Genomic DNA, 13,119 nt, shown 5'->3' on the forward strand with positions numbered 1-13,119 from the left:
CGTCACCACAGGACCGGCCCGCCCCAGCATGCCTTCGACTCCGGCGAGCATCCCCGCCATCGGTGTGCCGAGCAGCAATCCGGAGTCCAGCGCGCTCAATGTGAGGTCGATGTCGATGATCCCGTTCGCGTAGTCCCCGTGCACCGCATTGGCATAGGTGTCGATGGGGAACGGGAACGTCACCATGTATCGCAACGATTCGGTGAGCGCCGAACCCGAGTCCGCCAGCGCCGCGAGCACAGGTTCGAGGTCGTGCAGATTGGCCTGAAGGTCGTTACCGGTGCTGTCGACCACCCGGGACGCCGTCTCGCCGAACAGCCCGAGTGCCTCGACGGTCGCAATCAGGTCACCACGCTGCCGGTTCAGCACCTCGAGTGCCGGCGCGACGGTGTCCAAGGCGTCCGTCACCACCTGGTTGCGCGCGGATACCTCCGCTGCGAGCCGGTCGAGACCTTCCATCGCCGCCGTGATGTCGTGCCGTTGGTCGTCCAACGCACCGAGCATGACATCGAGCCTGGTCAGCAGGCTGCGCACCGAGTCCTCACGACCCGACAGGGCGGTGCCGAGTTCGGCGGTGATGTCGCCGAGGTTGTCGATACCCCCGCCGCCGAGCACGAGGGCGAGCGACGACAGGGTCTGCTCGGTGGTCGGGTAGCTGCCTGCTCGCTCCAACGGGATCGTGCCCCCCTCCCCGAGTTCACCGACCGCCGGTCCGGTGATCGGGGGCACGAGTTCGATGTGTGTGGAACCGAGGAGGCTGGTCTGCCCCACCTTCGCGGTGGAGTTGGCGGGCACCTGCACGTCACCGTTGATCGATACCGTCACCAGCGCGTGCTCGCCGCTCAACTCGAGATCGACCACCCGCCCGACCGTGACGTCCCCGACGCGAACGCGCGAATTGCGATCGACGGTCGAGACGTCCGGCATCTCGATCTGCACGGTGTAGGCGCCGCCGCCGCGTCCCTCGGTTCCCGGCAGCGGCAGGGAGTTGACGCCGTTCCATTCGCATCCCGCGCACAGCAGGACGATCAGCACTCCGGCACCGCTCACTTTCCTCATCGGACACCTCCGGGGGTGAGCAGAGCCGCCAGATCCGGTTCCGAGTATTCGATCTGGCCCGGCAGCGCCCCCACTCCGTGGACGGGATTCACCCGGATCCCCGGATAGTCGGTTGTCAGCAATGCCAGCAGTGGGCCGAGGTGTTGGGCGCACAGCCTCGCGGCCTCCTCTGCACCGACCTGTGCGGCGCCGCCGATCGCGGAGCAGATGAAGTTGGCGGGGTTCGCGAAATTGCTCAGTGCCACTGCGGACGTCGCGGCGTTCTGGGCGGGTTGGTAGATGTTCTGCAGATTCGCGAGCGCAGTCGGCGACACGTGTAACACCTGCTCGAGGTCGTTGCGCCGCGACGCCAATACCTCCACCGTCCGGGACAGGCTGGTCATGGACTCGCGTAGTTCGTCGCGGTTGTCCCGGACGAAACTCTCGATGTCGCCCACCGCCCGGTCGAGGTTGCCGAGCGCTGCGGCGAGATCGTCACTGTTCGCCGCCAGCACATCACCGACGGCGGCCAGCCTGCCGTTGAACTGCACGATCTGTTCCCCGCTCGATGCGAGCGCGGACACGAACACGTGGAGGTTCCGGATCGTGTCGAACAGATTCGAGCGCCCGTCGGACAGCGCCTCCATCGCGGTCGAGAGGTCGGTGAGGGTCCGGTTCAAGGTGGCACCCTGGCCGTCGAGATTTGCCGCCGCAGCGCCGACCACGTCGCCGACGACGCCGTTCGCATGCGCCTGGTTGGGACCCAGCGTGGTCACGAGAGTCGATAACTGTTCCTTGATCTCGTCCCATTCCACGGGCACGGCGGTGCGGTCGAGAGGGATGGAATCGCCATCGGCCAGCGTGTCACCGTCGGTGTAGGCCGGCGCCAGTTGAATGAAGCGCGCCGACACCAGGCTCTGAGAGACGATGGCCGCCTTGGCGTCCGCCGGGATCTTCCGGTCGCCGTCGAGGGAGAGCGTCACGTCGACGGACTCACCTCTCGGTTCGATGGTCTCCACCGAGCCCACCCTGACACCCATCACCCGCACCTCGTCACCCACGTACAGTCCTGCCGTGGAGGTGAATTCGACGTGTACCGTCGTGTTGTTCGTTCCGGGTACGATCGCGAACGAGGCGACGGCGATCCCCGCGAGCAGGACGAGCGGCACCCACACCGATTTCCGGATCATCGAGGAGCCCCCATCGTGTACGGGGCGAGCGCAGCGTCGACGAACGGACGTAGCAGATCCCCGGGGATCAGATTCTGGATGTACGAGTTGAAGAACGGGCCGCTGGCGACCGCTTCGCCCAGTTGCGTGACGTAGGGTGCCATCCGCTCGATCGCCTGCTGCAGGCTGTCGCTGTTGGCGTTCAGCACACCGAGTACCGAATCGAGTGTGGCCAGGGTGGGTCCGAGCCGATCGCGGTTGTCCTGCACCAGTCCGCTGACCTGTTCCGAGAGTCCTGCGACGTGCCCGGCGAGCTCACCGATCATGGTGCGCCGTTCCACGAGTTCGCGTAGCAGTTCACCTGCGTCGACGATCAGGGTGTTCACCTGTCCGCTGCGTTGCGCCAGCACGTCGGTCACCGATGCCGCGCTGTCCAGCAGCGCACGCAACGACCGATCACGCGACGCGACACTGTGCGACAGTCGAGACACACCATCCAGGGCGGCCCGAAGATCGTCCGGCGTGTTCTGCAGTGTTCCCGACAGCGTCGCGAGCGACGCGGCCAGTTGATCGGTGTCGATGTCCTCGGCTGTTCGGGTGAGGTCGCCCAGCACATCGGTGAGTTGGTAGGGCGAGGTGGTGTGGCCCAGCCCGATCACCGCGCCCTCGCCCAGGGCGCCGTTGCCTCCGGGATCGATCTCGAGTGCCTTGGCGCCCAGGACGGTTGCGGTGCTGATGTCGACGGTCGTGGCGTCACCGAGCCGGATCTCGCGATCCAGCGAAAAGGTGACCACCACGACCGGACCCACCAGATCGAGCGCACGTACCTCCCCCACCCGCACACCCGCGACCATCACCCGGTCGCCTTCCCTCAGTCCGGCCGTCTCGGTGAACTCCGCCCGATACTCGGTCGCGCTGTCGATGAAGGGCAGCGAGTTCCATTGCAGGGACACCGCTACCACGACGGCGACCACCGCGGTGCCGATGATCCCCAGCGGAACGGGATCGAGGTCTCTGAAACGTCTCATGACTGCGGCGCGCACCTTCCCGTGGTCTGACCCAGCACCGGGGTGGTGAACGGCTCCCCATCGGCACCGTTGAGAGTGATCGTGATGCCACACAGGTAGTAGTTGAAGAAGTTTCCGTACGCACCCAGACGCGAGAGTGCGGCGTACGTGTCGGGTAGCCGGGAGACCACGCTGCCGATGGTGTCACTGCCGGCGTCGAGTTGAACTGCGGTGCGGCCGAGTTCGGTCACGGTACCCTGCAGCGATGGCCGGGTGCCGATGAGCAGATCGGCCACGGTCGCGGTGGCGTCGTTGATGTGGTCGAGAGCGCCGGCCAACGGGTCGCGTTCCGCCGACAGTCCGGACACGAGCTGTTGCAGTTGGTCGATGCCGCTGTCGAGCTCACCGTGCCTGGCCGCCAATGTCGCGAGAACCGACTGCAGGTTGTCGATCACCTGACCCACCAATTGGTCACGGTCCGCAAGGGTTCCGGTAAGACTCGCCGCCCGCGTGAGGATCGACTCGACGGTGCCGCCCTGGCCCTGGAGGACTGCGATCAGCTCACCTGTCAACTGGTTCACCTGGGTAGCGTCCATTGCCCGAAAGAGGGGTTTGAAGCTGCCCAGCAGCGCATCCAGGTCGAGCGCGGGATGCGTTCTCTCCCTGGGGATCGTCTCGCCCTCGGCGAGTCTGGAGGTGCCGCCGGCACCGGAAGCCAGCTGCAGGAATCTGTCACCGACCAGGTTGGCGTAACGGACGGTGGCCGTCGTCCCCTCCGTGATCGGGTAGGAAGACACCACGTCCATTTCGACGAGCGCCAGCTCGTTGTCGACGATCTCGACGGAGCTGACTTTCCCCATTTCCACACCGGCAACGCGGATCACGTCGCCGGCCTCGAGCCCCGACGCATTGTCGAACAGAGCGCGATAGGGGGTGTAGTCGTCGAAACGCCATTGTCCGAACACCACTGCCAGGCCCGCGAGGACGGTGAGTGCGGCCACGATGAAGGCGCCGAGTTTGACTACGAGCCCGGTCATGTCTATCTGACCCCCGCGGCGTCGCCGAACAGCACGTCGATGAGTGGCACGCCACTGAGCTGGGGGCCGGATCCGAGGTCACGGAACTGGTTGGTTCCGGTGTCGGCCACCAGGTACGGCGCCGGGATGTCGGCGGCGCCGAGCCGGGGGAGCCCTCCGCATCGGGGTCCACCCGACGCTGCGACCTTCGGTAGGTCCTGCGCAAGGTTGTAGGGAGCGTCCCCCAGCAGAAGAGCCGAGTGCAGAAGCATGGACGGGGCCAGTCCCCCGGACACCGGTTCGGCAAGCTTGCGGGTTTCGTCGATCCCCTGGATGAGGCACGTGAGGCCCGGTGAGTACTCCCCGAAAAGGGTGGTGGTGGGGCGTGCCATGGACACGGCGTCGACGATGCCCGTCTCGTTGTCCGACACCAGCGCCGTCCCCTGGTTAGACAGCCCGGTCACAGCGAGAAGTACCGCGTTCAGGTTCGCCTCCTCGTCGAGGGCGGTGCGGCCGGTGACGGTGAGATTGTCGAGCAACCGCATGAGGTCCGGTGTGGCGTCAGCGGAGGCGCCGGATACCTGCGCCGTATCGGCGAGATCTTCGCGCAGCGCCGGTATCGAGGGCTGGAGTCCGGCCAGATAGGTATCCGCGGTGGTGAGAGTGGTCCCGAGACGCTCACCACGCCCGCCGATCGCGTCGGCGATCGCACCGAGCGTGGCGTCCAGTTTCGGTGGATCCACCACGTCGAGCACCTGCACCAATTGTTCGAACACGCTGTTGATCTCCACGGTCACGTCGGCGGCCGCAATGACGGCATGCGCACCGATGGCGTTGCCGGACGGCGAGGCCGGTGACAGCAGGTTCACGTACTTGCGGCCGAAGGCCGTGGTGGCCCTGATGTCCGCCCCGCTGTCCGCGGGCACCGAATCGGCTGCGTCACTGTCGAGTTCCGCCTCGATGACGGATCCGTGCACCGAGTGCCGCACCGCCGTGACCCGTCCGATCTGGACGCCGTGCATCTTCACGGCAGCCCCGGGATCGAGCACCAGCCCCGAGCGGCCCGTCTCGATCGAGATCGCGACGGTGTCCGCAAAACTGTTGCGGGACATACCCAAAGCCAGCATCACAATCGCGGCCAGAGTCGCCGCGAGGCCCGCCGCCGCGAGTTTGGGTGGAAGATTCATGCGCTCGTCATCCCGCCAGATGCAGTTGCCGAGAGCTGCCGTAGAGAGCCAGCGAGATCACCAGGGTCACCGTCACCACCGCGACGAGAGACGACCGCACCGCGCGCCCGGTCGCCATACCCACCCCCGCCGGTCCCCCACTCGCGAAGTATCCGTAGTAGGTGTGGATCAGCATCACCGCCACCGCCATGGCAATCGCCTGCACGAAGGACCAGAGCACATCGCTCGGAATGAGAAAGGTGCGGAAGTAGTGGTCGTACACGCCCGGGGACTGTCCGAAGATGTGCACCGTGGCCACCCTGCTGGCCAGGAACGACGCCGCGACCGCCAGCGCGTACAGCGGAAGGATCACGATGGCACCGGCCAGGATTCGCGTGCCCACCAGGTACGGCACCGACTTGATCGACATGACTTCGAGGGCGTCGATCTCCTCGCTGATGCGCATGGCACCGAGTTGGGCGGTGGTACCCGCCCCGATGGTCGCGGCGAGGCCGACCCCGGCGGTGACGGGCGCGACGACCCGGACGTTGACGTAGGCGGCGAGAAACCCGGTGAGCGCCTCGATTCCGATGTCGCCGAGCGAGCTGAAGCCCTGGACGGCGACGGTGGCGCCACCGAAGAACGTGAGGAAACCGACGATCACCACGGTGCCGCCGATCACCGCGAGCGCGCCGGTGCCCATGCTGACCTCGGCCACCAGGCGCATCGTCTCGCGCCGGTACAGACGGACCGCCTTCCCGGCGGCGCCGAGTGCGCCGAGGTAGAACGTGGTGCGCCGGCCCACACCGTCCACCCACCGGGACAGAGCACGGACCGGCTGCATCGTGTGCCGGATTCGATGCGCAAGGGTCATACGATCACCTCCCGCTCACCGATATGCCGACCACGGTCATGACCACGTTGACCACGAACAGGGCCATGAAGGCGAACACGACGGTCTCATTGACGGCATTTCCGACGCTCTTCGGTCCCCCTGTGACCGACAGTCCCCGGTAGCACGCCACGAGTGCCGCGATGAGCCCGAACAGGCCGGCCTTGACCTCGGAGATCACCAACTCCGCCGGACCGACCAGAAGCGTGATCCCCGAGGCGAAGGCACCGGGCGTCACGTTCTGGAAGTACACCGAGAAGAAGAATCCGCCGATGAGACCGATGGCACAGACGATCCCGTTGAGCAGCATCGCGATCACGGTCGACGCCAGGACCCGGGGCAGCACCAGACGTTGCGCCGCATCGATCCCGAGCACTTCCAGTGCACCGATCTCCTCACGTATCGTCCGGGACCCGAGATCGGCGGCAATCGCGGTGGCACCCGCACCGGCCACCACCAGAACGGTGACGAGTGGCCCGATCTGGGTCACTGCCCCCAGCCCCGCCCCGGCGCCGCTGAGATCGGAGGCACCGATCTCCACCAGCAGGGAATTGAGGGTGAAGACCACCAGCACCGTGAACGGCAACGCCATCAGGACGGTGGGCAGCACCGAGACCCGTGCAATGAACCAGCACTGCTCGGCGAACTCGCGCCACGCGAAGCGCCGGCGGCCCAGCGCCCCGAACGTATCGAGCGCGAGTGCATAGAACTCCCCCACCGAACGGGTGGCGGTGACAACCGGCGCAAACATCACAGCCCCAGGTGGACGGTCTTTTCCTCGGTGTGGGCGTCCACCCCGGCCTTTCCGAGTTCCCGGCCGATCCCGCTGGCACCGCGTCCACCCCACGGCAGGCTCGCGTCGGGCACACCCCAGCCGTTGACCCACACCGTTCCCACCCGCAGTCGCGGGATGAGGGAATGCGCGGCCGAGAGATCGCGGGTGTAGATCATGGCGCTCAGGCCGTACTTGGTCTCGTTCGCCATCCGAACACCGTCCTCGAGGTCGCGGTAGCCGATCACCGTCGCCACCGGCCCGAAGATCTCTTCCCGCGCGATGGTCATGTCGTTGTCGCCGACGAACACAGTGGGTTCCATGAAGTACCCCTCGCGGTCCACGCGGCTGCCGCCCGTCACCAAAGAGGCACCCTCGCTCCGGCCCGACTCGACGTAGCCGAGGATGCGGTTCAGCTGCTTCTCGTTGACGATGGAGCCCATCGTGTTCGCACTGTCGAAGGGGTCACCGATCCTGCTGTTCTTCGCCGCCTCCACAAGGCCCGAGACGACGTCGTCGAGCAGACTCTCGTGCACGATCACCCGGGTCCCGGCCGCACACACCTGACCCTGGTGGTAGAAGTTACCCATCGCGATCCACTGCATCGCCTGGTCGAGGTCGGCGTCGGGAAGCACGAGTTGTGGTGCCTTACCGCCTAATTCGAGGGTCACCTTGCGGAAGGTGTCGCCGGCAACCATGCCCAGCATCCGGCCGACCTCGAGGCTACCGGTGAAGGTCAGCTTGTCGATCCCCGGGTGCGCTGCCAGCGCGGCGCCCGCCTCGTGCCCGAGCCCGGTCACCACATTCACGACGCCGTCCGGCAGACCGGCTTCGGCGAGGAGTTCCACCAACCGGAGGGAGGACAACGCTGCGTCCTCGGCGGGTTTGAGTACCACGGTGCACCCTGCCGCCAGCGCGGGTGCGAGCTTCCAGGCTGCAATCATCGCCGGGTTGTTCCACGGCGTGATAGCTCCGACGACACCTACCGGCTGCCGGATTGTGAATCCGAAGCGTGGCTGCGGACCGAAGTCCGGCAGTTGCGCGGTCTGCCCGGTGATCTTGTCTGCCCAGCCGGCGTAGTAGCGAAAGGCCGCGGCGGCCGCAGGAATGTCGCCGATCACCGAGTCGTGGAAGAGCTTACCCATTTCCATCGCCTCGAGCGCCGCCAGATTCTCGGCATCGGCGAGGATCAGATCGGCTGTGCGGAACAAGATCTCGCCGCGTGATGCCCCCGACATCGAGGCCCATTCACCGGCCGTGAACCGCTCGCGGGCGACGCTGACGGCATCGTCCACGTCGGAGGCGTCCGCCGCGGCGATCTCCGCGACCGGTTGCTCCGACACCGGGCTGATCGAGGTGTAGGTGCGTGAGCCCGTCGCAGCGCGCCGGGTCGCACCGATCCTCAGGAGTGGCTCAGGCAGTTGTCCGGGGCGGGCAGCCATCGTGGTCATCGGTCCTCCTGGGTGAGATGGAACCCGCGGGGAAGGTCGCGCCACGAACCGTCGTAGTCCGGTTGGCGGTGCTCGGCGCGATGGGCGAAGTCGGTGGTGACCAGCGGCAAACGGGTCTCGAACATGAACGCGAGCGACCCCTCGATGCGCTGCGGTACCAGTTCGGCCGTCGTGGCCCTGTCGAATGTTTCGCGGTCGGGGCCGTGAGCACCCCACATGTTGTGCAGACTCGCCCCGCCGGGGACGAAGCCCTCGGCCTTCGAGTCGTGCACGCCCGCTATGAGGCCCATGAACTCGGTCATGATGTTGCGGTGAAAGTGCGGCGGTCGGAAGGTGCCCTCCGCGACCACCCATCGATCGGGGAAGGCCAGGAAGTCGACATTGGCCTGCCCCGGTGTGTCCGACGGGGACGTCAGGACGGTGAAGATCGACGGATCCGGATGGTCGTAGACGAGCGTGCCCATCACATTGAAGTCGTGCAGATCGTACTTGTACACCCCGTGGTTTCCTTGCCAGGCAACGACATCCAACGGTGAATGGCCGTACTCGGCTGTCCACAGCGTGCCACCGAACTTCTGCACCACGTCGGTGGGTTCGTCGCTGTCCTCGAAAGCTGCCACGGGATAGCGGAAGTCCCTCGCGTAGGCGAGACCGTTGGCACCGATCGGACCGAGCTCGGGCAGAGTGAATGCCTGTCCATAGTTCTCACACACGTACCCGCCGGCGCGTTGCCCCACCACGTCCACCCGGAAGCGCACGCCTCGGCCGATGACGGCGAACTCCCCCGGCACCACCGCGACTTTACCGAACTCGCTGTGCAGCAACAGCTCACCGTGCTGAGGAACAATCAGCATCTCGCCGTCCGCATTGGCGAAACAGCGATTCCGCATGGATCTGTCGGCCTGGTAGAGATGGACGGCCATGCCGCTGCGCTGCCGCACATCCCCGTTCGCGGCCACCGTGTAGAGCCCGTCGACGAAATCGAGGGGTCCGGCTGCTTCGGGCAGCGGATCCCACCGCAGCCGATTGGGGTCGAGGATTCCGTCGACGACGGGGGCGCTGCGGAGCGTCGGGTGCGCCAGTGGCCGAAACGCCGGGTGCAGTGCGGACGGCCGGATGCGGTACACCCAACTGCGGCGATTGCTTCCCCGAGGTTCGGTGAACGCCGTGGCGGAGTGCTGCTCTGCGTACAGACCGAACGGAGCATCCTGCGGCGAGTTCCCGCCCACGGGCAGAGCCCCGGCCACCGCCTCGGTGCGGTGTTCGTTGCCGAAGCCGCGCAGATACTGCAGCCCGCCGGAGTTCACTTGAGCGCCACCATCTCGTGCAGTGTGGTGCCGCTGCGATGGTGCTTCTCGCCGTCGAGCTCGACGGTCAGGTCGAAGTCGGATTCGAAACGGAAGTATCCGGGCCGGCCGACCAACCTGTTGACGAGCGGTTTCACCCATCCGGAGCGGACAACCGGCACGTCCGCGAGAAAGTCGTGGGCATGGATGATCCGGCGCACCGAGAACTTCAGATCGATGCTGCCCGGAACGACGAGTTGCAACGTCGACGGGTACGACCGGTTCGCGACGGGATCGAACACGGCCGGCCCTTCGACGGTCTCCACCTCGCCGGTGCTGAGCACCACCTGGTCGTGGTGTGCGAGCATGAGCGGCTTGGACCAGTGGCTGCCGTACTTCTTCTGCGTCAGAACGTTGGCGTAGACGAGGGTGAAGTCGTCGACGTAAAGGCGACCCCAGTACCAACGGTCGATCAGCCGTTTCATGTCGCCGACGCCCCAGTTGTGGTCGTGGTAGCCCCGACCCGTGGCGTCGAGAACGGTGTCGCCGATGCGGACCGTTCCACGCACCGTGGCCCGCGGGGCGGGCACCGCCCACGCGAAGAACTCCGTGTCGCCGTAGGTGGTACGGCCACGTCCGGGCATCCAGCCCGGGGTTTCGTTCTCGAAGACGAGGTCGAACACGATGTCCTCCTCCTCGAGATGCACGCGGTGCAGCGGGTCACCGGAGCCTGAGAACTCGGCCACCGCGGTGTTGTCCCCGATCCGGATGTCGCACTGCTCGTCGGAGGCCTTGGCTTCGGAGGTGGGGTAACTCCGCACGATCTCCCGTCGCTGTCCGTCCGGCGAATAGAGGTGTAGTTCCACGCCGGGCTTGCGGGTTACCAGTTCACGTGTCTGCAGAAACCCGACGACGAGATAACCGTTGTCGAGCTTCGCATCGAAGTACCAGTGCTCGAACGCATTCTTGTGCGCGCTCGGGTGCGCGGCGTTGTCTTCCGGCCCGAGGGTGGGGATCACGTCGTCCCTGCGGCCCGTCCCCGTCCATGCTTCCACAACCTTCATCGTCGAATTCCTCTTTCCCACAGGCTTTTCGGATCGGACCGGTCAGCGCCGGAGTGCTCCACTGGCATCGAACGCGGCTTCGCGGCCCTCCATCTGGGCTCGGTACCAGCTGTCTCGGTGCCTGATGCTGATCTTCTCGAGCAGGATCGACACCCCGGGAACCGCGTGCCTGATCAGTTCCATCGTGGTGATGAGCGGAAACCTGGCGACGAGGATGAGCACCCAGGGAAAGGCGGGCGGCATGTCGTATTTTCGGCGAGTCACGGGTGACATGAACACCGCGGCATACGCCGAGTAGATCCGGTAGTTGTACTTCGCCCTCAGTCGACGCAGCCCACGGTGGCCCTCGCGCGGCGCGAAACTCGCGGGGAACGACTCGATCAGTTCGGCGCCGTGTTCACCCGAATCGTACGAGCGCGAGGCGATGGTCATCGCGAGCGCCCGCACCGTGTCGGCGATCGTTTCCGGATGCCAACTCGGCCGCACTCCCAGCAGGTATCCCATGTAGCGCTGAAAGTGCAGTAGCTCCCGCATCTCCCGCGGCGAGGTCTGGTAACCCAGCGTCCACAGCGCGAGTGCCGGTGCGACGCTTCCGCCGATCAGGGTGAGCAGCATGTAGCCCTGACTGATCGGCAGACCCCAGCGATCCGAGTCCCATTCCGGATGTTCGGCCACGCGGCGCCGCACCGACACGTGCATCACTCGGACCATCATCGCGGTAGTGCGTCCCTGCGACCCCGGCCGCAGCAGTGCGCCCTTCTCCGATACGTCGATCCAGAATCGGCCCGTCTCCAGGAAACGGCGCAGGGCGTTGTCCCCCGCATACCCGCCGGCCAGCGACAGCGGGGTGGCCACCGCTGCCTCCGTGTACATTTCCAGCGTCGTCGCGCCGGCGACGGTGAACAGCATCGTTCCCCAGCGCCGCCAGATCGCGGCACCCTTTTCGACGAGTTCCGGATCGACCCAGTCGGGGACCTCCTCGAACTCGCGGAGCAGCTCCTTCATCGACTCGGGGGCTTCCGGGACGGCGTCGACGCCCTCGGCCAGCGCCTTCAGCAGCAGCTCTCGTCCGCGCTCGCGTCCGAGTTCGCCGTCGAACACCTCCTCGACGAACCGCTCCGCCACCGGATCCCCGGCGTACAGGTCGTTACAGAAGGCCCGCGACTGGGCGTCGGTGGGGAACAGCTCGGCCCCCGTCACCTTCCGCACGAGCCGTTCCGCACGGCGGAAGGTCGGTTCACGACGCGCCTCCCGATACCGGAATGCGCTGGGGCAGCGATCCGTTTCGGTAGCGGTGAGGGTGGCGGCATCCGGAGATCCCTGTTGAATAGTCATTGTTTTCTCCATTTCTGCGCGGAAACCCAGTTGTGGATGCGCGCGATCACCTCGGCCAGGCCGTCGGACTGGCCGACGAGGTAATGGCTGAGATTCGGGAGTTCGACGAGTTCGGTACCGGGATCCGGAAGTGCATCGTGCATCATCCGTGAATCGCTGGGAAACGCCGCCTGATCGCCCATCAGGCAGATCACCGTGGTCGGGGCACTCACATGGAAGAGATCCTTGGTGGCATCTGCCTGGGTGTGTTCGAAACTCCAGGTACTGAGCCAGCTTCGCACGGTCACGAATCGGGCGAGACCGCCGGCGGCGGTGTTCGCCGCGGCAGGATCGCCGTACATGGAGCCGGGTGCGCGGTCGCTCGGATCGATGCCGAGATCGATGAACCGGGGATCGGCCACGGTGCGGTGCACGACGAAGGCACGGTCGGAACCGCCCGCCGCGTCCAGTCGATCCAGCTCGTCGAAAGCCCAGGTATCGATTCGGGCCATGCGCTCGAGCTGGGCGGCGCGGTAGCCCTCGACCCAGTCGGCGTCGAGGGGAGCTCGACGTCCGGGTGCGTACAGGTCCAGCGCCGGGTCGCTGCGGTAGGGGTCGATCTCGTCGGTCACCGCGCCGTCGATCCAGTTCCGCAGTACTCGCGCCCGGCCGGGATGGGCACCCAGCAGTATCAGACCGTCGGCCGGAAGGAGCTTCGCCGAAGCCAGATCTGCGGGATCGCCGGCGGGTGTCGCGGTGACGGTAGGGTTCTCGGCCTGCGACTGGTAGAAGGAGGCGAGAGAGCCGCCCCCGCTGAAGCCGAGTAGTACCACCCTCTCGAATCCGAGTTCTTCATGCATCCAGCGGATTCCGGTACCGAGATCTTCGGCCGCGCGTTCCATGATCAGTGCCGGCTCGTTCTGTGCGTACCGGGTGTTCATCGC

12 protein-coding genes are annotated in these 13,119 nt (G+C 66.2%); all 12 read right to left on the reverse strand.

Going from position 1 to position 13,119, the window contains the following annotated elements; translation table 11 throughout:
- Positions 1 to 1,059: MCE family protein (locus tag WAW17_RS06980; RefSeq protein WP_422332271.1), on the reverse strand; the 1,059-nt coding region annotated here is incomplete at its 3' end.
- Positions 1,056 to 2,228 carry an MCE family protein gene (locus tag WAW17_RS06985; RefSeq protein WP_422332272.1) on the reverse strand — a complete coding sequence of 391 codons (1,173 nt, stop codon included), beginning with the start codon at positions 2,226 to 2,228 and terminating at the stop codon, positions 1,056 to 1,058. The genes WAW17_RS06980 and WAW17_RS06985, both read right to left, overlap by 4 nt.
- The gene (locus WAW17_RS06990; RefSeq protein ID WP_422332273.1) at positions 2,225 to 3,235 is read right to left on the reverse strand and encodes an MCE family protein; all 1,011 of its coding nucleotides are present in this window, start codon (positions 3,233 to 3,235) and stop codon (positions 2,225 to 2,227) included. Before WAW17_RS06990 ends, WAW17_RS06985 begins: the two co-directional genes overlap by 4 nt.
- A complete protein-coding gene (locus WAW17_RS06995) occupies positions 3,232 to 4,251 on the reverse strand; it encodes an MCE family protein (protein ID WP_422332274.1) in 1,020 nt (339 codons plus the stop codon). Before WAW17_RS06995 ends, WAW17_RS06990 begins: the two co-directional genes overlap by 4 nt.
- Positions 4,252 to 4,253: 2 nt before the next feature.
- Positions 4,254 to 5,417 (reverse strand): MCE family protein, encoded by a 1,164-nt coding sequence (locus WAW17_RS07000; RefSeq protein WP_422332275.1) that lies wholly within the window; start codon positions 5,415 to 5,417, stop codon positions 4,254 to 4,256.
- A gap of 7 nt (positions 5,418 to 5,424) precedes the next feature.
- The gene (locus WAW17_RS07005; protein WP_422332276.1) at positions 5,425 to 6,270 is read right to left on the reverse strand and encodes an MlaE family ABC transporter permease; all 846 of its coding nucleotides are present in this window, start codon (positions 6,268 to 6,270) and stop codon (positions 5,425 to 5,427) included.
- 4 nt (positions 6,271 to 6,274) lie between these two features.
- Entirely contained in the window at positions 6,275 to 7,039 is a 765-nt protein-coding gene (locus WAW17_RS07010; protein WP_422332277.1) for an MlaE family ABC transporter permease, read from the reverse strand.
- Positions 7,039 to 8,511: an aldehyde dehydrogenase family protein gene (locus WAW17_RS07015; RefSeq protein ID WP_422332278.1), complete on the reverse strand. Its 1,473-nt coding sequence runs from the start codon at positions 8,509 to 8,511 to the stop codon at positions 7,039 to 7,041. The genes WAW17_RS07010 and WAW17_RS07015 overlap by 1 nt, the downstream gene beginning before the upstream one ends.
- Positions 8,508 to 9,818 (reverse strand): homogentisate 1,2-dioxygenase, encoded by a 1,311-nt coding sequence (hmgA, locus tag WAW17_RS07020; protein ID WP_422332279.1) that lies wholly within the window; start codon positions 9,816 to 9,818, stop codon positions 8,508 to 8,510. Before hmgA ends, WAW17_RS07015 begins: the two co-directional genes overlap by 4 nt.
- Entirely contained in the window at positions 9,815 to 10,861 is a 1,047-nt protein-coding gene (locus tag WAW17_RS07025; protein WP_422332280.1) for a hypothetical protein, read from the reverse strand. The genes hmgA and WAW17_RS07025 overlap by 4 nt, the downstream gene beginning before the upstream one ends.
- Before the next feature lie 42 nt (positions 10,862 to 10,903).
- The gene (locus WAW17_RS07030) at positions 10,904 to 12,196 is read right to left on the reverse strand and encodes an oxygenase MpaB family protein (RefSeq protein WP_422332281.1); all 1,293 of its coding nucleotides are present in this window, start codon (positions 12,194 to 12,196) and stop codon (positions 10,904 to 10,906) included.
- On the reverse strand, positions 12,193 to 13,119 hold a 927-nt coding region (locus tag WAW17_RS07035), incomplete at its 5' end, for an alpha/beta hydrolase (protein ID WP_422332282.1). The genes WAW17_RS07035 and WAW17_RS07030, both read right to left, overlap by 4 nt.

The organism is Rhodococcus sp. (in: high G+C Gram-positive bacteria), assembly GCF_049286785.1.
Taxonomy (GTDB): domain Bacteria; phylum Actinomycetota; class Actinomycetes; order Mycobacteriales; family Mycobacteriaceae; genus Rhodococcus_F.